Below are 20,539 nucleotides of genomic sequence, written 5' to 3'. Positions count from 1 at the left end.
TCCTTGTCGAAGTCGATCTATTCGGTGTGCAAAACTAATAGCCTACCAGAGAGGGAGACCGCTTTCGCGGGTTAAAGTTGATGCGTATAGGGGTGCAGCAATTGATCCCCACGCTGGCTTACGCGGATACCGCACAACGCGGTTACATGGTGCTAAGCGTGAATGCGACCGAAGCCAAAGCAGACTGGTATTTTGTTTCCAGCGTCAAAACCAGCACTTACACCACCAAGCTGGAAAAAAGCCTGAAAACCACGGTAGCCGGTGCTGGCAAGCGCAAGCTGGTACGCAGTTAATTTTAACTTACGAGTGTTACATGCCAAATCGTGATTACCACCCTTACCTCGTCTTATGGAATGGGTTAATGGATGCGGTTGTCCAGAAATTGTCTGGCACATTCCTAATTGCGACCCATGACAATGCATCTTGCCGCTTCGCCCTTGAAAAAGGGCGCTTAACGCATTGCACATTTAGCCGTTTGCACGGGGAAGATGCCTTGCTCGCCTTCACGACGATTCAGGCCGGGCGTTATTCCTTCAATCAGCAAACCTACCCGTTCCGCAGCGTCGCAATGGTGGCACATGAACGGGCGGTGGAACTACTGGGTTTACCTGCGGAACCTGAGGTCAAACCTTCAGCACCAGCAGGACCGAAACCCGTGAGCGGTTCGTTGTTTACCAAAGAGGAAATGGAAGCCTTGTTTGGGAAGTTTTATTTCGAGTAAAGCAATAGAGTGCACTCTAAAAGCGGAAGCCCTGCGAGCGTGGGCAGGGCTTTCCGGTTGGAGGGATAGTCAGGAGGAGGAATTACTTGCTCAAGTCGATGCTGTAAGTACAGTCACCGTTCTCGTCTTTCGCCGCACTGGTTTGGGTCACATTGGCAATGTCATCAGCCGTCGCCACCGCCAGCTTGTCGCAAGCCGATTTGAACGTGACTGTGCCGCCGGTCAGTGTCGGGGCAAAACGCCAGTTCTTGTCCGCACCGCTATTGGCTTTGGTCAGGGTTTTGGTGGTTTTGATGTATTCCACAATCATGTCACGGTTAGTATCCGGTGATTCAAAAATCGTCTGGCTACCATTCAAACCGGCAAACCCACCGCCGCCAGAAGCGCGGTAATTGTTGGTTGCCACGATGAATTCCTGCGCATCCGTCACTGGCACGCCTTGGTAACTCAGGTTCTTGATACGGCTGCCCACGGCGGCGGCAACATCAATCTCATACGTCACACCATCTATCACGTCAAAGTTATAGGACGGGAAGGTGGTATCAATCAATTCCTGAGCCTCAGCTTTGGTCGGGTCAATGGTCTTGAAATATTGCGCGGATTTTTCCAACCAGGCTTTAACCGCTTTACCGTCAATTTTCACCGCTTGCACGGTATTGGGGTAAAGGTACAGGTCGGCAACGTTCTTGATTGCCACCCCACCGGCAGGAATATCGGTGTAACCCGACCCCCGGAAATTCATCTTGAATGGCGCTGCGGCTGACAACACCGGCAAGCTGGCGTATTGCGGCAAATTGGCTTTCACGTAGTCATTGACGTAGCGGGTTTGTGCCTTATTGATCAGCTCCATCGCGGTGGTATCTCCCACGTGCGAAAAGAAGCTGGCAATTGGCATTTCACTCGTGCCAATTGGGGTGCTGACGTAAGTGACGGTGGCGTCGTGTTCTGCTTGCACCAGTGTTTTCACTTGTGGATCGGGGTCAACATAGCCGGTCACTTTGCCTGCGGCATCCTTGATGGCAATCGGGCGAATTTCACTTTTGGAACTGGCGACTGACCATTTGCCATCTTTTTGCTCCAGCTCCAGCGTGATCACCCCCAGATGGTTGCCCCAGAAACCGGGCATTACCGCAGGTACACCATTCACTTTGCCGGTTTTGTTATCCACATTCGGAATATCGGCGTAGGCTTTGCCATCCGGGAAAAAGCTGTGGGAATGCCCCATGATCATGGCATGAATGCCGGGTATTTCTGCCACGTAATTCCCAGCATTTTCCAATTCTGCTGAGTACGCTTGTTTGGTCATGCCGCCGTGGTTGAGCGCAACGATGATGTCAGCACCCTTGGCTTTGAGTTCTGCCACAGCTTTGGTCGCGCCTTCTTTGATGCCTTCGGTGACGACTTTGCCATCCAGATGTCGTTTATCCCACAAGACGATTTGCGGCGGGGTGACGCCGAAAACACCGATCTTAAGCGGTTTGCCGTCGATGGTTTTTTCCACTATGGTGGTTGCAGGGTAACGTGGTTTTTTGTCATCGGCATTCAGCACATTGGCAACCACGATGGGGAAATTAGCGCCCGCACAACCATCCTTGCCGGTCACTTGATCCAGCCAAGGCAAACCGTAGTTGAATTCGTGGTTGCCGTAAGCCATTGCATCGTAACGCAAATAGTTCATCACCTTGATTTGGGCAGCGGTTTCACCACACGTAACCGGCTTGACGACCGCTTGATAATCCGACATTGCCGTGCCTTGCAGGGTATCGCCATTATCCAGCAGGATGCTATTGGGGTATTGCGCCCGTGCTTGCTGAATCAGGGCGGCGGTGCGTTCCAGACCGATGGTTTTGTCTTCGGTGGTTTTGTAATAGTCGTAAGACAGGATATTGGTGTGGACGTCGGTGGTGGCGAGGATAGCAAGGGTGGTGTTGGTCGTATCGCTGGTGGTGGCGGTTCCATCATTATCGTTGCAACCAGAAACCAGTAGGACACTGGCAGATAAAGCTACAAGAATACTCAATGACCAAGGTCGGTGGACGTTTTTCAGCTTCATGGGGCGCTCCGTGGGAAACGTTGAGAATCCGGTGCATGGTGCTGACTGAAGGGTTACAGGGCTACGAATGTTTGGTGATGTTTTTGTGATGGTGTGCGCTATGCCGGTAGCCGATATTCACCCTCGTCTTCGTGAATCTTGGTCTGCTTATAAGGCAACGCCAACTGCTGGCACTGCACCGTTTCAAATTCCGGGTCTTTGTGTACCAGCGTTGCACCGTGTAGCAAGGCACTGGCAGCAATCCATGCATCTGCCAGTGACACCCGGCAAGTGGCTTTCAGTTGCGCCGCCTTTTCGAGCAACTGCGCCGATTCGTGAACCCATTCGATGGGCAGGGATTTGCACTGTTCATACGCCAACCGTCCCACTTGCTCGTTCTCATCCTTCCAGACACGGTAGAGAATTTCCATCTGGCTCATGAAACAGGCAAAGCATTTAGCCTGCCCATTTTCGCACTGCTGAAGAAGATCGCTGACGGTATCCACGCCCTCTTCTTCATCCCACAAAGCAAGCAATGCAGAGGTATCCAGCAGGTAACGCTTCATTCCCGCTCCTTGTCGAAAGCACGCTCTGCCAACAAGCGCTCGACTGATCCCTTCCGTTTGCTACCGCCCCGGAAAGCGTCGATAGGATTTTCCCGCACCGGAATGACACGGATGGTATTGTTTTCAATCACCCATTCCAGCCGATCAGCAGCGGAAAGGTGGAAAAAACGCCGGACTTCGGCGGGGATGACGGTTTGACCACGGGAGGTGATGGTGCTGCGCATGACGGCACTCCTTGAATTACTTAATTGCAAAAATAGTAATTCAAAGAGAATACTGGCACAAGGATTGATATTGAGCTTTTTTGTCTTGAACGCACCACAGGCTGGATTGGTGGTAAGCGTAAGAGAAATCCCCCCTGCCCCCCTTTTGCAAAGGGGGGACAAGAGGACGGCACTCTCCAGCTTCCCCCTTTGCAAAAGGGGGATTGAGGGGGATTTTCGACCGCGCTTCGCGCGGTAGCCAGCCCCACCACCGCCACTCCCGGCAAGCACCACAGCACCCGAACCAACGTGCCACCAACGGTAAAAGGTTAATGGGTTCTAGCAGTACGCAAAACACGCAAGCCAACATTATTGTGTCTTTCAACTACGTTGTCTTTAGAACGAGATGCAGCATTCACATAAATAGCATCGATATTCCAAGAACCACCTCGAGAAACGCGAAAATCAGATTCAAATTGTGTACAAATCTTCTCATCACCATTAAAAATCATTCTCCAGTCTGAACACGTCCATTCCCATACATTGCCTACTGTGTCATACAATCCAAACGGATTAGGTTTAAAACTACCCACTGGAGCAACAAATGTATTGTCCCACTGACTACCACAATTTCGACAGTTAGCATTGTTCTTTCCAATGTTATTCCCCCACCAATAGGGTGTAGTAAGCCCCCCACGAGCAGCGTATTCCCACTCTGCTTCTGTTGGTAGGCGGTAATTATCACCCGTTCTAATGCTAAGCCATTGTAAATAGTTTTGTGCATCGTTCCATGACACATTCACTACTGCCCGTTGCCCCCGCGCATTCTCATTAGGTGCATTACTAGGGTAAGCTGGTGAATCATCATTTTCTCGTTGCGACCAAACGTAGTAATCATATTGCTCGTAAGTCAGCTCGAATTTACCTAGTGCAAACGGATTAGTGAGGGTGACTCTTATTGGTGGATCCCCCAAATTAACCGACTCTTTTGATATAGGGTTTTTCATAGAGTTTTTATATTTATCTTCATTACTATCTCCCATCTGAAACTCCCCTACCGACAATGGAATCTCTAACATCTCAGGCAATGGTTCGGGCAAAATCCCCCAATCCATCAGGCGGAATTTCTGCTGGGTCAGCATGTAGTTGGGCGGTAGCCCGTTGTTCAACGTCCACAGGTAGGATTCGCCGACGAAGCCCAGCAACAACACCAACGCCCCACCTTGCAACCACCCAACCCGACGGCTGCGACTCAGAAAACGCTCATCCACACTGCCCCGCTCCGGGCGCAGCTTACGGTAAGCCCGCAAATCACCCCAGCCCGCCAAGTTGAACCAACGCCCCAAGCCCTTCTTGCCCTGCCATTCTTTGGCTTGTCGTGCCAGTTGGTCACGGTAGAAACCGCGCTCGCGGTTCTTGTCGATGTAGTCGTAGAGGGTTTTCCAGTAACCCACCTGCTTGCCGGTGACTTCATCCTTGCCTTTGGCGCGGATCAGGGTTTCGTGGATCAGGTCAATGGATTGGTCGTGTTCGTTGTCGCCGACCGTCACCAGCAGGCGCAAACTGCCATTGGCCTTACGGTTGCCACCATCCGGCGTGAGCCTGCCTGTCAAGTAATCAATCACCTGTTGCCCGCGTTTAGGGTCAGCCTGTTTGCCCCCGGCTGCCAGCCGCGCTTCACCCAAGGGCAAACGGCGGCGGGTATGGCGGCCTTCGTCATTGATGCGGGTCAGTGCCAGCAGCAATTCCAGCGCATCCGCTTTGCCTTTGGGCAAATCGCTGTCGAGCCGTTTCAGCAAATCATCCGCCTGTTCTTCCAGCAACCCGGCAATGCCGCCTTTGCTGAGGTACAACTCACCACTGAGGCGGTTGCCTTCGCGTTGTTCCCACAATACCCGCAAGGCGTTTTCCACCAGCGGCAACGCCCCCGGCTCATTTTTGGCATCGTTGAGCATCGCCGTTGTCACCGCGCTGACATCCAACCCCGCCAAGCGTGCCGGTTGTTCAATCGCCTCCTGCAAGCCGCGTTGCGTCACAGTCGGCAGCAAATACCGTTCGCACAACCGCTGACGATACAGCGCTTTCAGGCACAGCAATTGCTCGAAATGCTCCAGAAAGTCGATACGCACCGTGCTGATCACAAACAGCGGGCAATCCTTGTCTTGCAGCGCGGTGTAAAGCTGCATGTCAAAGTGCAGCTTTTCGGTCTGATCAGAAAAAGTGAACAACTCCTCAAACTGGTCAACCACCAGCAGGAAGGCTTTGCCATCCTGCTTGAAGTCGCGCAGGCGCAAGGCCAAAGCCTTTTCATCCGCCAACAGGCATTGATGACGCTTGCCGATGTCGCGTTGCTGTTCCGGTAACAGCGAATGTTCCAGCACTTCCGCCAATTGTTGCAGCGGCTTTTCCCCCGGCATCATCGGCTTGAGGATATGCCAGTGTTCGTAGCCCGTCCGCGCCCACAAAATACCTTGCTGGATCAGCGGCAACATCCCGGCATTCACCAGCGATGATTTGCCCGAACCGCTGTTGCCTTCGATTTGCAGCCAACGGCAATATTGCCCATCGACACGGATGCGGTCAGGACGCACGTCATCGCGCAATGTGCCGAGCAGTTTGAGCGCATCCAGCGTTTCCTCACGCCGCCCAAAGAACAAGTTGGCGTGTTCCGGCTGGAACGCACTCAAGCCCAAATACGGGCAGCCTTCAAAAGTATTGCTATCATCCAGCAATTCAGTCTTATCGCGGATTGCCTGAATCAGCGTAGCGGGCAAGGCTTGCTCAGGTTGCCAGCGTTGAATCTGAAACAGACTCAAAAACGGCGGCAGATTATGCAAATCGCCTTCCGGCAACAAAACCGGGAAAATCGGCAAGCGCAAAGCATCATCATGCGGGGAAAGGTTGCGGCTCAAGGCATACTGCACTTCCGCCCAGACCCAACGCCGCACGCCTTCACGCCCGTAGAGCAATACGAAGGCAGAACAGCCTTGCAACGCGGCTTGCAAACGTTCCATCCAGTTATCACCAGCGCGGATGGAATCTTCATCACGGAATACGGTGAATCCGGCTTTTTCCAGTTCAGTGCGTAATACAATCGCCGCTTCCAGATTGGTGCGGCTGTAACTGAGAAAAATCTGTGCGGTTTGCGGGGCATCTGCCATCCCGATTCTCCCTTCTCATACGGATGGCTGAAGTATGGCACAGACTGAAACCCCTGTGCGCTCCATTTCCCACTGCTTGCTGTTTCACCAAAACGTCACATGTTTGTCAAATAATCTTCATTCAAACCGCCAACAATCACTTATTTCTATAAACGCATTATGGAGTCTTTCATGCGCCTACCTGTCTCCCTAAAACTGTGCGCCCTTGCGCTCGCGGTCGCACTCGGCTTGAGTGCCTGCAACGATGACAATAACACCGGCACGGATAACACCACCCCAGCGACCACCACCAAAAATTTCAATCGTGTTGCCTCATTTCCGGTGTGCCTGCAACTGGATGCTGACTGCAATGTTGCTGACGAAACCGCTGCTGAAATCGTCGCCGCCAGCACCGATGGCATGACACTGATTTACAGCGACAGCCCTAGCAAATCCATCGGTTTCGTTGACATCACCGACCCGACCAAACCCAAAGCCGCAGGCAAACTGAAAATGAGCGGCGAACCAACCTCCGTTGCCGTCAAAGGCAATTACGCGCTGGTAGGCGTCAACACCTCCACCGACTTCATCAATGCCAGTGGCAAGCTGGATGTAGTCAGCCTGAGCAGCAAAACCGTGGTTGCCTCACTCGACCTTGGCGGTCAACCCGATTCCGTAGCGGTTAGCCCTGACGGTAATTACGCCGCCATTGCCATCGAAAACGAACGCGATGAAGACGTGAATGACGGTGCGATTCCCCAAGCACCTGCCGGTTATTTGATGATCATCGACCTCAAGGGCGAACCCAGCGCCTGGACAAGCCGCAAAGTGGACATGAGTGGCTTAGCCGCCGTTGCCCCTGGCGACCCAGAGCCGGAATACGTTGACATTAACAGCAATAACGTCGCGGTCGTGACTTTACAAGAAAACAATCACATCGCCTTGGTAAACTTGGTCGATGGTAAAATCATCAACCATTTCAATGCAGGCGCGGTAGACCTCGACAAAATCGACACCAAAGAAGAAGCCCCTGCCCTGATTACCACCGACGGCGCATTGAGTGCCATCGCGCGTGAACCGGATGGCGTAACTTGGTTATCCACTGACCTGTTTGCCACCGCTGACGAAGGCGACTGGTTAGGTGGCAGCCGTGGTTTCACCATTTTCAACACCAAAGGCGACGTCGTGTTTGCCGCAGGTAATAGCATGGAACACCAAGCTATCCGCATGGGGCATTACCCCGATGACCGCTCCAAAAACAAAGGCAATGAACCGGAAAATGCCGAATCGGGTACCTTTGAATCCAATAAATTCCTATTTGTTGCTTCAGAACGTTCAAACTCAGTTTTCGTCTACGATGCTAAAGACAACAGCAAACCTGTGCTGAAACAAGTATTGCCAGCGGGTGCAGGGCCTGAAGGTGTGCTAGCCATCCCTTCTCGTAACCTGTTGGTTGCTGCCAGTGAAGTCGATGCGCGTGCAGACATTATTCGCTCAACCCTGAACATTTACCGCTACGAAGACAAAACCGCTGCGTACCCGACGGTCATTTCCACCGATGATGCCAGTGGTCAGCCGGTAGCCTGGAGTGCGATGTCTGGTCTTGCTGCTGCACCCAATGATTCCAACACGGTTTATGCCATTGAAGACAGCTTCTACCAGCAAAACCGCATCTTCAAACTGGATGTGTCCAGCAAACCTGCCAAGTTAAGCGTTGCTGCCAAAATCAGCGACCTGAACAATGTGCTGGGGAGCCTGTCCGTTGCCACAGTTGATGCGGCTGCCAAAGCCGACAGCGATACCCGCAAAGACGTGTTTGACAGTGCCGACCTGAAAGCCATGATCAACGCCGACAAAACCGTCAACCTTGACCCTGAAGGCGTGGCGGTTGCCAGTGATGGCGGCTTCTGGATTGCTTCTGAAGGTGCGGGTACAGTTGGTGAAGCAGCACGCCCGGTTAATAGTGCTAACCTGCTGTTCAAGACCGATGCAAATGGCGTGATTCAGCAAGCTATCCCGCTGCCAGCCGACCTTAATGCTGTACAATTGCGCTTTGGTTTTGAAGGCGTGGCGGAATACAACGGGCGTGTCTACGTTGCGTTCCAACGTGCTTGGAACAAGGAAGCCAACCCACGCATCGGCATCTACGATACCGCAACCAAAGCATGGAGCTTTGTGTTTTACCCGCTGGATGCGGTTGCGTCCAAAAACGGCGGTTGGGTCGGTTTGTCTGACCTGACTTCGCTGGGTAACGGTCAATTCTTGGTGGTCGAACGTGATAACCAAGGCGGGCCGGATGCTGCCATCAAACGCCTGTACCGCATCGACACCAACGGCGTAGCGGCTGGTGCAACCGTTGCCAAGACCTTGGTACGCGACATCCTGCCAGACCTGAAAGCCACTGGCAGCCCGGTCATGGAAAAGATCGAAGGTTCAGCCGTACTCGCCAACGGCAATGTACTGATCATCAACGACAACGATGGCGTGAAAGACAACAATGGTGAAACCCAGTTGATCAACTTGGGCAATATCATCAAGTAAGTGGTAGAAAAAAAGCCTCCCCTGACAAGGGGAGGTTTGGAGGGGTTTCTTCAACAATCAATAAATCTTCGGCACGTAAAGCTCATCCGGCAAGGTACGACGCTCATAATCCGGGTTGAATACCCGTTCAGGCAAGGTAACTTTCTCGGTAGCAATTTCTTCATACGGAATTTTTGAGAGGATATGCTCAATGCAATTAAGGCGTTCGCGCTTCTTATCATTGCCCTCGACAATGTACCAAGGCGCTTCCGGGATATTGGTGCGCTCGAACATTTCTTCCTTCGCCTTGGTGTAGTCTTCCCAACGCACACGGGACTGCAAATCCATCGGGCTGAGCTTCCACTGTTTCATCGGGTCATGAATGCGGGTCAAAAAACGCAATTGTTGCTCTTCATCCGTGATCGAGAACCAGTATTTCAGCACAATAATGCCGGAACGCACCAACATGCGCTCAAACTCTGGCACGTCTTGAAGGAATTGTTCGACCTGACTTTCGCTCGCAAACCCCATCACCCGCTCAACCCCGGCACGGTTGTACCAAGAACGATCAAATAGCACGATTTCACCGCCAGCAGGCAGATGCGGCACATAACGTTGGAAATACCACTGGGTCATTTCGCGGTCACTCGGCTTTTGCAACGCTACCACACGGGCAACACGCGGATTTAGGCGCTGGGTAATGCGCTTAATGACCCCGCCCTTGCCTGCGGAGTCACGTCCTTCACAGATAATCAGCACCTTGGCATTGGTCTGTTCCACCCAGTATTGCAGTTTGATCAGCTCGGACTGGAGACGCAGCAAGTTGGTATAATAAGTGCGGTTATCCAACATATCAGGGTGGTGGCGCTTATAAATTTTACGAATCTCTTGGCTGAGCATGGGTTCATTGAATTCCATCTCAAACAAATCATCCAAGGTTTCGTCTAGCTCTGCTTGTAGCCAGTCACTGCTAAAGTCTTCTGTATTATTTTCGTAATCCATTAATATTCCTCTTATTCCTCGAAGTGGGATTTAAATGATCCTTGATCAGGGCGGGATACTAACGTTTTTATATGACAGCATTGTGTCGGATGCGCTTACACATACAACGGAGCCATGCGCCGCCAATAATAGCCGCGATGCGCCCGTTCATTCCACTCATGCAACTGATGCCGAATCCCCTTACTGTGCAAGATATAGCTCAGGTGATGGTTATTACCCAAAAACGGATCTTCCTTACCAATCACCAGTACAATATCCATCTGCCGCAAATGCTGTAACCGCCACTCACACGTCAGATTCGGCAAAAAATGCGTCGGCGTATGAAAATAGATATTCTCATCGTAATAGCCGTTGAATAGATCAGAAAAACTTTCCTCCTGCATCGTCAAATCATAACGCCCCGAAAACGCGCTCAGTTTCTGAAACAAGTGCGGATGCCGAAATGCGATATTCGCCGCATGAAATGCCCCCAAACTACAGCCGTGCGCAATCGTGCAAGGGTGCTGATTCTTGTGCTGCATAAATGGCAACACCTCATGCAGGATGTAATCCTCAAACTGCATGTGGCGGCGGATACGTTCGGCGGGATGCTTCCAGAAACAATACAGCGCATCGTGGTCTACGCTATCCACGCAAAACAGTTGCAATTGCCCTGCATTAATCTTGTGTGCAAGCTGGTGGACGATGCGTAACTTTTCGTATTCGTAAAAACGCCCGTCGCGGGTGGGGAATACCAGCACCTTGGCTCCCGCGTGCCCAAATACCAGCAATTCCATCGTGCGCCCCAAACGGGGGCTGTGCCAGCGGTGATATTCGCGTTGCATTGACCTGACCTGCTTACTGTTTGCGACATTTCGATGGAGGCATCATAAACGTGCGAGATTGCAGGCGTTTTACAGTAGCGCGAAAAATCCTTCCAATTCTTGCAATAGCGCCTGTTCCTGCGCCCCTCGCTGCGGGTAATCAAAATGCCCTGCTTCCAGCACAAACAACGATTTTTCGCCGGATAATGCATTGTAAACCGCGAACTGTCCCGGTGGCGCGACGGCTGGGTCAAACAATGCCGCCGCCACATGCATCGGTTGCTGGATAAAACGGGCAGCACTGGCGGCATCGTAATATTGCAAGGTTTCCAGCACATTACCGTGTTGCTGCTGATAACGCTGCACTGCCGCACCGCTACCAATCGTCGGCAATTGCAAACGCAAAGGTTGGTTGCCAAACGTCGGCACATTCAAATGCGCCCGCTGCATCCTCGCATCCCACGGCAATGCCAATGCCCCAATTCCGCCCCCGAAACTGATACCGGAATAGCCAATATGCCCCATCGTCGCCGGAAAAAGCATCTGCGTTGCTGACACCGCCAGCCACACATCATCCACGCAACCGCCAATCAGGTACTGTTCCGGCTTGTCGATGTCATGCAACACATGAAATGCCGGATTCGCTGAAATCGGCGGATGCTGGCTGCGTGATAAGCCCCGCAAACACGGAAACACCAACGCTGTGCCTTCCGGTCGCAACCGAAAATCCGCACCGTCACAGCCACCGTAACCGTGTCCAAATACCAATGCCCGCGTTACCGGCTGGTGTTGAGGAATCAATAGCCAACCACGAATCATAAAATGCTCAGTCGAACAATAGCGCAAATCGTACACTTCATAACCGTGTTGCGCGGTTCCCGTATGGGTGATGCGTGGGCGTGGATGCACCTGCAAAGCACGGGCATAACGCGCCTGCCAAAAATCCGCAAAGTCAACAGGGGCAAGCGGTGCGTCAATCGCCAGAAAATCATCCAGCGAATACCCGTAACTAGGGTCAAAAGCAAAACCGTGGGTAAAACTGGCAGGCATCCGCGCTCCCTCATCACGTCATGGAAACCTGTGTTTATACCTTATTTTGCTTCACAGCCACACAATGAAATTCTCACCATTTACTCTATTACCAAGTTTCATGACACGTAATGCCATCATCGTGGTATTCCGAAGCCAAATGCAGAGTAATAATCTTGCGCCCTGTTACTGCTTCTGTAACACCATCAATCAAACCAAACCCAAAATGGCATAAAGCATGTGAACCTGCTTGGATACCACGGTCACGCAATACCAGACCGATACGGCAACCGCTGAGTTCTGCACCGTTGCCTTCCAGCGTCACGCCATCCATGAATTCTTTGTCTTGGAAAAATTTTGCCACAATCCCGCGTGCCTGCTCCGCATCGCCGGACTGCCCAGCACCTAAACGTTTGCCCATTTGCTTGCCTGCATAGCGGAACACGCTGACCGCACCTTTTTTGCCAATCAAGGTTTCAATTTGCTCGGCTAAGTCAGCCAATAGCGTGACTAAATCACGGGTATCCATTGCACAATGTTTTTTATCATTCATCTTAAAGTCGCTCTGTGGAGTTTTGTCATGCTGGAATATAACAAAACGCTAATACGGATTGATCACAAGACGATAATTGGCAAGAATCCAATGCCATAACACTCGCATTCCGTTTATGATACCAGTCCTTTGTTGTGTAAAACCAAAACCCTAACTTATGTCTTATTTTTACCTTGCGCTTGCCATCATCGCTGAAGTCATTGCCACCAGTTCATTACGGGCGACTGAAGAATTTACCAAGCCCATCCCTACCCTGATCATGATCGTGGGTTACGGGTTTGCGTTTTATTTTATGACGCTCGCGTTACGCACCCTGCCCTTGGGGTTTACCTACGCGGTGTGGTCAGGGCTGGGGATTGTGCTGATCAGCATCATCGGCATTATTATGTACGATGAACGCTTGGATTTACCCGCCGTGCTTGGCATGGGCATGATCATTGCTGGCGTCGTCGTCATCCAGATGTTTTCAAAAATCGTGAAACATTAATCAGTGGCGTTCTCGTCTTGCTCTTGCTGGTATTCGTGCAATACCGCAATTTTTTGCCAAATCTTGCGCGACAAATCATTGGTCAACGATTCCACGTCGTTGACCGCATCGTACAATACCGAATCATTGAAATTCTGTGCGTAATACGCCGCCAGCTTGCCGATAATTGAAAGCATTTCACTGCAATAATCCAAGTAACGAATCAACTCAAACGCCCCCAGATTGCGCGGTGGTGATGACGCAGTGCGGGCAGCCTTATTGAGAATGTAACTGGGATCTTTGGTCAACTGGTGCATATCCACGACATGCGCTAAAGCGCGTAATTCGTGGATAGCCGTTAGCGCCCGACTACGCTTAAAACGTTGCTCTAAGGTAAACAAAAACAGTATCCATAGCCCCAGTAAAAACACACCACTCAGCACCGCCTCCACTGCCTGCAAGAAATCGCCCGGCGCTTCAACACGGTTCAATAACAACTCTTTGAGTGGTGCAAACGTAAACCACAGCACCACACCAAGCACCAGCATAGCCGATAGCAACATCACTCCCCGCAACCACCAATTGGGGCAAGCGATCCAACACGCTTTGGCTTTGAGTGCATCCACCTGATGATCCAGCTCATGACACACCTTAAGCAAATTAGCGTGCGGAAAACGTTCGTGTATCCGCAGGCATAAATGCTCAGTCGTTTGTTTGATTCGATCAACTTCTAAACGTCGATAACAGGCATTTGCATCTGTTAATCCAGACATGGCTAATGTCCTTAACTAATTATTGAGTTGTAAAGAATGCTGACACACGCTCAACGGGCGCATCATCAAACGCCGCTTGTGGTAATGGCCTTCCATGCGCTGCAAAATACCATCCAGAAAACGTACCGTTTCGACGATATTAGGCCCTTTATTCAGCATCACACATTCGGCGCGAATACTCATGGCAGCATCCGACACTTCAGCACGGGATGGCGCACCTTTTTTCGCCATTCCCTCCAGAATTTGCGTCGCCCAAATCACCGGAATATGTGCAGCCTCACATAACCAGAGGATTTCTTCCTGCACCTCTGACAAACGCTCAAACCCTACCTCTACCGCCAAATCACCCCGTGCAATCATGACCCCGATATTGGGTGAGCGCATCGCCATCAGCAAAATCGCAGGCAAATTTTCAAAGGCCGCACGGTTTTCAATTTTCAGAATAATCCCCGTTTCCGGGATGCCTAAACGCTGCAAATGTCCTTGCAAATTCGCCACATCTTGCGGGGAGCGCACAAACGACAACGCCACCATATCCACTTTGCCCGCCATGGCTTCCAAATCGGCTACATCTTTCTCGGTTAAAGCGGATGAATCAAACGCCGCGTCGGGAAAGTTGATACCTTTTTCTGCACGCAATTTCGCACCACCGGGGGGTGTTTGGGTAATACGCAACCTGATTTCAGCGCCATCATTCTGTTCGACTATCCCGCTGATTTTGCCATCATCAAGCCACACGTGTTGCCCTGCTCGTACCACAACGAAAGCCTCCTCCAACGTACAATGAATGCGGGCGGGTTCGGTTTGTGTGCCATCGGTCGCCTGCTTGGCAGATACACCCGGTTGGTCGTCACGGGTTAAAATCAAGGCATCGCCCACTGACAGTACCAACGGAGGCGTTACTTCATGCACATTGACCAATGAACCCGTGCCAAACGCTTTGCCACTGCGCTCAAACACCAGTTGGGTATTTTCTTGCAGATACACCGTGTGCTCAGTCGTTACCAAGCGGGCGTGCTGATGTTTTGCAGCAATACGTAATTGACGCAGAGAGCCACGGGCATCCGTCAGTACAATGTAATCACCCACCTGTGTCCCATTAAAATCCGCGCCTTCGACTTCTAAGGCAGGAAGATCAGAGACTACCACCACTTCGCCTTGCGGTATCAACCAGAGTCGCCCCGGCAAATACACATGACCAAACACATCACGTACTGGTTTAAGTTTAATGACTCGCCCAACCACGCCAAGCGTACCCGTGCGCAGTTTAGGACCTGCCAAATCCAATTGGGTTTTACAGCGTTTATGGGTGAGTGACTCTGCCAAACGCAGATTGGTAATCATCTGTTGCCAAGCATCCGTATCATCGTGAGCACAATTAATGCGCATCACCTCCATGCCTGCTGCCAACAACTCACTGAGGAATGCAGAGCCTTCAGCCGCTTCCGTCGGCATCGTGACCATAATACGGGCTTCACGCTGGGTGGGGCGTTCGCCAAACAGTGCATGGCTGGCATACGCCAATAAATGCTGGCTCTCAGCAACCTGAATCGGGGCATTCGGTTCTGGTGAGGGAGCGCACCCACTCAAACATTCCAAAGCCGCAATCACCCGGTTGAGCGTTGCCAGCGTATGCGCCTCAAGAATCCCCAGAGAACTTAATCCCCGTTCAATCAAAGCCAGTTGTACCTCACGCAATTCATGGCTGCGTAAACCAAGATAATGCAATAAATTTTGCGCAGAAACGGCATGATTAGGGTGAATGTTGTCTACATCAGGGTGTTGTGCCGCGAAGTCCACTGCCTGTTCACGCAATTGCCACAAACGGGTTAGTAACACGTTATTGTCCATTGGCTTGATTCCATTTTGGGGGTTTACCCATGCTACGCCGCCGTTATTGCAGCTTGATGACACCTGAGCAAACAGTCGTTGTCATCATTTTTTAATATATCTGCCATAAAACCTTCATTGAATACCCCTTAAGATTCGCGCAAATCCGCCTTGGATTCTTTTTGTTTGAAGGAAACTCGCAATGAAAAAACTCACTCTGGCAGTTGTACTGGGCTTGGTTGCTGCCTCTGGCGTTGCACAAGCACGCGATAATATCGAAATCGTTGGCTCCTCTACTGTATACCCTTTCTCGACGGCTGTTGCTGAACAGTTTGCCAAGAAAACAGGCATGGCTGCTCCTAAGGTTGAATCCACCGGCACTGGCGGCGGTATGAAATTGTTCTGTTCAGGCGCTGGCATTGAAACCCCAGACATCACCAACGCTTCCCGCCGCATGAAAAAGAGCGAGATGGAAAGCTGCATCAAAAACGGCGTTAACGAAGTCACTGAAGTCAAAATCGGCTTCGACGGTATCGCTGTAGCTCAAGCCAAGGATGCTGCACCCGTCAAACTGTCTCGCCGCGAACTGTATCTGGCACTGGCAAAAGACGTTCCAACTGGCCCTAACGGTGAATTGCAACCCAACACTTACACCACTTGGAAGCAAATCAACCCCGACATGGCTGACGTGAAAATCGAAGTCATGGGCCCGCCACCTACATCTGGCACACGTGACGCATTGGCTGAACTGGGCATGGAAAAAGGTTGCCTGTTGTTCCAAGGTATGCCAGAGCTGAAAAAGAAAGACGAGAAAGCATTCAAAGCCGCTTGCACCACCGTGCGTGAAGACGGTCACTACATCGAAGCGGGCGAAAATGACAACCTGATCGTACAAAAGCTGCAAGCTAACCGTGATGCAGTCGGCATCTTCGGTTACAGCTTCCTTGAGCAAAACATGGACTCCCTGAAAGCTGCCACTATCGACGGCAAAGAAATCAGCTACGAGAACATCTCTAGCGGTGCTTACCCACTGTCACGCCCACTGTTCTTCTACGTGAAAAACAGCCACGTTGGTCAAGTACCTGGTATCAAAGAATTCATCGCTGAATTCACTAGCGAAGAAGCGCTGAGCAAAGACGGCTACTTGGCTGACAAAGGTCTGGTTGCATTACCGGATAGCCAAAAAGCTGAAACAGTTGCTGCTGCTAACGCACTGAAGCCAGTGTCAGCAAACGCACTGAAGTAATCAAACTCTCTCTAGACAATCATAAAAAATAAGCCGATCTAAGCGATAACTAAAGATTCAAAACGATTAAGGGAGCACGGATGCTCCCTTTTTTATGCTTGTTGTTCTGAAATAGCGTTAAGCAGCTAACGGTTCAGGCGTTACGCTGGGCAAGCATACTTCCACAGCGGCATTTTTGGCTTCTGTCCAACGCACCACCTGCAAACTCCCATCCCACTCTTCCACCAACGCGGTGCAACTTTCTACCCAATCGCCATCATTGCAATACAATACCCCGTCAATCTCGCGAATTTCGGCATGGTGAATATGCCCGCAAATAATCCCATCCAACTGACGCTTCTTCGCTTCTTTCGCCAGCGTTTCCTCGAATGCCGAGATGAAATTCACCGCCGACTTGGTTTTGTGCTTGAGGTAAGCCGAGAGTGACCAATACGGATAACCCATGCGCCGCCGCAGCCGGTTGTACACATTGTTCACCACCAGCAAACGCTCGTAAATCCAATCGCCTAAGATTGCCAGCCAGCGGGCAAATTGCATCACGCCATCAAACTGGTCGCCGTGCAACACCAAAAACTTGCGCCCATCCGCAGTGGTATGCACCACCTCGTCTTCCAAACTGATCGCGGTAATGCGGTGATGGATAAACGGACGCAAAAACTCATCGTGATTGCCGCTGACATAGGTCACTTGCGTGCCACGTTGCGCCCGTTCAAACAGCAAGTGCAAAATCTGGTCGTGGAACGTATCCCAATACCAGCGTTTGCGTAATGCCCAACCGTCGATAATATCGCCGACCAGATACAAATGATCGGCTTGATTGTGTTGCAGGAAATCGAGCAAGAACTCGGCTTTGCACCCGCGTGAACCGAGGTGCGTATCAGAAATCCAGATACTGCGATATTTGCGGAAGTTCTGGTTGATGGTCATTGGGAATCCCCCCTTTCTGGTAATGCGCAAGCACTGCGTAACGCCCACTCAGGTGGCGGATACGCAATTGGTCATGGTGACGGGCTGCCATTTGCTCCAAATACGCCGGGACTGCCGGATCAGGGTGGACGTTGAACCAATCCAGCCACTGCAACAGCAGCTTGCGAAACCACGCGGGCATGGTTTGCTGGTCAGAAAAATCCACCACATGCAAACAACCGCCGGGTTTAAGGATGCTCAAGGCATGTTCCAGCGCATCCTGCCAACCGGGGATCATCGACAGCACATACGAAAACACAATGTGATCAAACGGTTTTTCCAGCCCGAAGGTGGTGTGGTCGACCTGCCCCGCCAAGCCTTGCTGCAAGGTAATTTGTTGTGCATACAAGGTGTTACGCAAATTATCGCGGGCAGTGTCCAGCATCATCGCGGACGCATCCATGCCGTAGAGTTTGGCGTGTGGTTGCCGATACGCCAGCTTGCTCAGATTACGCCCGGTGCCGCAGCCGATTTCCAGCACCGTTTCGCCCGGCTGCAACGGAATTTCCGCCAACAACGCATCGCGCCCCAGCAAATAATACTTGCGCGACCAATCGTAAACGTACCGCTGGTAACGGTACTGCTGATCCATTTTCTGTGCGGCATCCATCGTCAATCGGCCTTGCGGTAGAGGTGGAAACCACCGTAAATCGCCGAACGGTCTTGCTGGAACAGTTGCGCGGAAAGCTCGGCTTCGTACACAAACTGGCTGCGTAATTCGACTGGCAACGCGCTTTCCAACGGTGATTCGGCGGCGGCAGTACGGAAGATAATGCGTGTCCCTGGCTTGCCTACACGGGCAACTTGCGTCCACAACTGGGTGAGGACTTCATCCGTCATCCAGTCCTGCGCGTCGAGGAACACGAAACGGTCGTAACTGTGCGGAGCTTGCTGCTCAAGGAAGTCGATCATGGAACCGAGGTGCGTATCGACTTTGCCCAACTGGTTGCGGATAGCGTCGTAGTTTTCCGCTTTCAGGTAATCAGGAATCGCTTGACGCTTTTCATGGTCATAGCTGTGGCTAAAACCTTGCCATGCGAAATAGTTGTTCTGAATCGGGGTATCACACGCCAAGCGTTCGACGCGCTCGCGGTATTGCTCAATCAGATTGCCCTGCTCTTTCATCGCCTTGTATTGTTGTGGCGGAATGCCAAGGCTGAACACTGACATCGGCAATTTGCCCAAAAATTTCACCAGTTTATTGTCGAAGAACGGCGCAATGTGTTGCTGGAAAATCGCTTTCTGTTCGTACAAACTGGTGGCGGTGAGGAGCTTTTCGGGGTGGTAATTGGTGCGGCGGGCAATCCAGTGCAAGAAGCGCATGAAATAGCCAAAGCGCGTTTGCCGATACAGCCCGTCACGGAACATATGAATACGCTTTTGCCCCAGAATGCTGCGCCCTTGCCAGAACCCATCCAGTGCATCATCCAAATGCGGGCGGATGTATTGCTCATAATGCGCCGGATTGGTGTCACGGTCAGCGTAACCAAAGAAATCGTAGAAGGCGGCATGATCCGGCAAATGTTTCAGCGCTGCCAGCTTCAAGCGCGTCAGGGACAAATGGTACGGGTTCAGGTCAATCGCGGTGATATGTGCAGGGTTTGCGGTCAGGTAATTCAAGACGTTACAACCGCCCGAAGCAATCGTCAGCACCCGGCTTTCCGAGGTCAGTTGCAAGGCTTGCATATCCACCGTGGGGTCTTCCCAAATCTGGTTGTAGATGAAGCTATTGAACCAAAAGCTGAACAAACGTTGCTGCATCCCCATCAAGGACGTGGGGGCATGTTGATGCACAGCATCGCGCATTGCGTCGGAAATACCTGCCATGAAACTCTCGCTAACAAAATCTAATCGTGGCAGTGAGGCTAAGGCTTGGGAATGACCACAAAATGACGGTTATATTACGGTTGTGTTATGGATACCGCTTTGACGACTAACCACGTGACACATTACTCCGTAATGTCTTGATTTCATCCAGCAATTCCACCGCCAAAGCCGCACCTGCCAGATTAACACCCAAATCACGCTGAAGCCGGATCACAACATCGCCCGGTATCTGCGCAGGAATGCCGCGCCCTTTCAAGCGTAATTTGCGCCCTGTGGATGAATTGGGCGGAATTTTCATATCCACCGCGCCGTCTGGGGTTGGCACTTTGACACTGCCACCCAGCGCCGCTTCCCACGGGGCAAGCGGCAATTCCAGATACACATCCAGCTCTTCAACGCGGTACAGCCGATGTGGGTTGAAGGCAATTTCCAGATACAAATCACCCGCCACACCACCACCGATGCCGGGGTTGCCCTGCCCTTGCAAACGAATGTGCTGACCTTGCCTGACCCCTTTGGGGATTTTGACATTGAGGGTTCGCTCTTGCTGGAAAGAGCGCAAATTCAAGCTGCGCGTAGCACCCCGGTAAGCATCTTCCAGATCAATCGACACCTTGAAGTGACTATCTTCACCATTTTCCTGATACACCCGACCTGCCCCACCTGCACCACCCCGCCCACGTTGAGCAAACAGGTTGGCAAGGAAATCATCAAAATCGGTAAACCGACCTGTTCCCGCAGTACCACTTGACGGCGGCGGACAGAAATCACGCTGGGCTTTTAAGTCTTCGCCCAACTGGTCATAGGCTGCGCGTTTTTCCGGGTCTTTCAAAACTTCGTAGGCTTCACCCACTTCTTTAAA

General features: G+C 51.6%; 19 protein-coding genes. 5 read left to right on the top strand and 14 right to left on the bottom strand.

All coding sequences use genetic code 11. From position 1 onward, the window contains the following. Nucleotides 1–80: 80 nt before the first annotated feature. Complete coding sequence (locus BLV87_RS14645) at nucleotides 81–293, top strand: hypothetical protein (protein ID WP_093069870.1); 213 nt, start codon at nucleotides 81–83, stop codon at nucleotides 291–293. 20 nt (nucleotides 294–313) lie between these two features. Then, nucleotides 314–721 (top strand): DUF4388 domain-containing protein, encoded by a 408-nt coding sequence (locus BLV87_RS14640; protein WP_139282195.1) that lies wholly within the window; start codon nucleotides 314–316, stop codon nucleotides 719–721. An 82-nt stretch (nucleotides 722–803) separates the two neighbouring features. Here the strand turns inward: BLV87_RS14640 and BLV87_RS14635 are convergent, their stop codons facing one another. The 4 genes from BLV87_RS14635 to BLV87_RS14615 form a co-directional block, all read right to left on the bottom strand. Next, complete coding sequence (locus tag BLV87_RS14635; RefSeq protein WP_093069867.1) at nucleotides 804–2,774, bottom strand: bifunctional 2',3'-cyclic-nucleotide 2'-phosphodiesterase/3'-nucleotidase; 1,971 nt, start codon at nucleotides 2,772–2,774, stop codon at nucleotides 804–806. A 98-nt stretch (nucleotides 2,775–2,872) separates the two neighbouring features. Further along, the gene (locus BLV87_RS14630; protein WP_093069865.1) at nucleotides 2,873–3,319 is read right to left on the bottom strand and encodes a PIN domain-containing protein; all 447 of its coding nucleotides are present in this window, start codon (nucleotides 3,317–3,319) and stop codon (nucleotides 2,873–2,875) included. Beyond that, entirely contained in the window at nucleotides 3,316–3,543 is a 228-nt protein-coding gene (locus tag BLV87_RS14625) for an AbrB/MazE/SpoVT family DNA-binding domain-containing protein (protein ID WP_093069864.1), read from the bottom strand. The genes BLV87_RS14630 and BLV87_RS14625 overlap by 4 nt, the downstream gene beginning before the upstream one ends. A gap of 308 nt (nucleotides 3,544–3,851) precedes the next feature. Continuing rightward, nucleotides 3,852–6,683: an nSTAND1 domain-containing NTPase gene (locus BLV87_RS14615; protein ID WP_093069861.1), complete on the bottom strand. Its 2,832-nt coding sequence runs from the start codon at nucleotides 6,681–6,683 to the stop codon at nucleotides 3,852–3,854. A gap of 171 nt (nucleotides 6,684–6,854) precedes the next feature. Between BLV87_RS14615 and BLV87_RS14610 the strand changes: the two genes are divergently transcribed. Further along, nucleotides 6,855–9,203 (top strand): esterase-like activity of phytase family protein, encoded by a 2,349-nt coding sequence (locus tag BLV87_RS14610; protein WP_093069859.1) that lies wholly within the window; start codon nucleotides 6,855–6,857, stop codon nucleotides 9,201–9,203. A gap of 57 nt (nucleotides 9,204–9,260) precedes the next feature. On the opposite strand, the gene ppk2 is transcribed toward BLV87_RS14610, so the two are convergent. The 4 genes from ppk2 to BLV87_RS14590 all read right to left on the bottom strand — a co-directional run bounded on the left by ppk2 (nucleotide 9,261) and on the right by BLV87_RS14590 (nucleotide 12,569). After that, nucleotides 9,261–10,100, bottom strand: coding sequence for a polyphosphate kinase 2 (ppk2, locus tag BLV87_RS14605; protein WP_217630005.1), 840 nt, complete (start codon nucleotides 10,098–10,100; stop codon nucleotides 9,261–9,263). 179 nt (nucleotides 10,101–10,279) lie between these two features. Next, on the bottom strand, nucleotides 10,280–11,008 hold the full coding sequence (locus tag BLV87_RS14600; RefSeq protein ID WP_093069856.1) for an esterase family protein: 729 nt from the start codon (nucleotides 11,006–11,008) through the stop codon (nucleotides 10,280–10,282). A 69-nt stretch (nucleotides 11,009–11,077) separates the two neighbouring features. Further along, nucleotides 11,078–12,037: an acetylxylan esterase gene (locus BLV87_RS14595; RefSeq protein ID WP_093069854.1), complete on the bottom strand. Its 960-nt coding sequence runs from the start codon at nucleotides 12,035–12,037 to the stop codon at nucleotides 11,078–11,080. An 88-nt stretch (nucleotides 12,038–12,125) separates the two neighbouring features. Then, nucleotides 12,126–12,569 carry a hypothetical protein gene (locus BLV87_RS14590; RefSeq protein WP_093069852.1) on the bottom strand — a complete coding sequence of 148 codons (444 nt, stop codon included), beginning with the start codon at nucleotides 12,567–12,569 and terminating at the stop codon, nucleotides 12,126–12,128. A 157-nt stretch (nucleotides 12,570–12,726) separates the two neighbouring features. Here BLV87_RS14590 and BLV87_RS14585 point away from each other — a divergent pair, with 157 nt between their 5' ends. Continuing rightward, on the top strand, nucleotides 12,727–13,056 hold the full coding sequence (locus BLV87_RS14585; RefSeq protein WP_093069851.1) for a DMT family transporter: 330 nt from the start codon (nucleotides 12,727–12,729) through the stop codon (nucleotides 13,054–13,056). Here BLV87_RS14585 and BLV87_RS14580 read toward each other — a convergent pair. After that, nucleotides 13,053–13,808, bottom strand: a complete 756-nt coding sequence (locus tag BLV87_RS14580; RefSeq protein ID WP_139282193.1) for a hypothetical protein — start codon at nucleotides 13,806–13,808, stop codon at nucleotides 13,053–13,055. The two genes, BLV87_RS14585 and BLV87_RS14580, sit on opposite strands and share 4 nt — an antisense overlap. 15 nt (nucleotides 13,809–13,823) lie before the next feature. Next, nucleotides 13,824–15,659 (bottom strand): pyruvate kinase, encoded by a 1,836-nt coding sequence (locus tag BLV87_RS14575; RefSeq protein WP_093069848.1) that lies wholly within the window; start codon nucleotides 15,657–15,659, stop codon nucleotides 13,824–13,826. Nucleotides 15,660–15,840: 181 nt separating this feature from the next. On the opposite strand from BLV87_RS14575, the gene BLV87_RS14570 reads away from it, so the two are divergent. After that, nucleotides 15,841–16,884, top strand: coding sequence for a substrate-binding domain-containing protein (locus tag BLV87_RS14570; protein ID WP_093069846.1), 1,044 nt, complete (start codon nucleotides 15,841–15,843; stop codon nucleotides 16,882–16,884). Between the two features lie 117 nt (nucleotides 16,885–17,001). Here the strand turns inward: BLV87_RS14570 and BLV87_RS14565 are convergent, their stop codons facing one another. From BLV87_RS14565 to BLV87_RS14550, 4 genes are all read right to left on the bottom strand, one after another. Further along, entirely contained in the window at nucleotides 17,002–17,811 is an 810-nt protein-coding gene (locus BLV87_RS14565) for a UDP-2,3-diacylglucosamine diphosphatase (RefSeq protein ID WP_093069844.1), read from the bottom strand. Further along, nucleotides 17,762–18,460 (bottom strand): class I SAM-dependent methyltransferase, encoded by a 699-nt coding sequence (locus tag BLV87_RS14560; RefSeq protein WP_093069843.1) that lies wholly within the window; start codon nucleotides 18,458–18,460, stop codon nucleotides 17,762–17,764. Before BLV87_RS14560 ends, BLV87_RS14565 begins: the two co-directional genes overlap by 50 nt. A 2-nt stretch (nucleotides 18,461–18,462) precedes the next feature. Continuing rightward, on the bottom strand, nucleotides 18,463–19,677 hold the full coding sequence (locus BLV87_RS14555) for a BtaA family protein (protein ID WP_093069841.1): 1,215 nt from the start codon (nucleotides 19,675–19,677) through the stop codon (nucleotides 18,463–18,465). A 106-nt stretch (nucleotides 19,678–19,783) separates the two neighbouring features. Then, on the bottom strand, nucleotides 19,784–20,530 hold the full coding sequence (locus BLV87_RS14550) for a DnaJ C-terminal domain-containing protein (RefSeq protein ID WP_217630003.1): 747 nt from the start codon (nucleotides 20,528–20,530) through the stop codon (nucleotides 19,784–19,786). Between the last annotated feature and the right edge of the window lie 9 nt (nucleotides 20,531–20,539).

Source organism: Thiothrix caldifontis, assembly GCF_900107695.1.
Lineage (GTDB): Bacteria > Pseudomonadota > Gammaproteobacteria > Thiotrichales > Thiotrichaceae > Thiothrix > Thiothrix caldifontis.
This window is presented reverse-complemented; position numbering and strand designations above follow the sequence as displayed.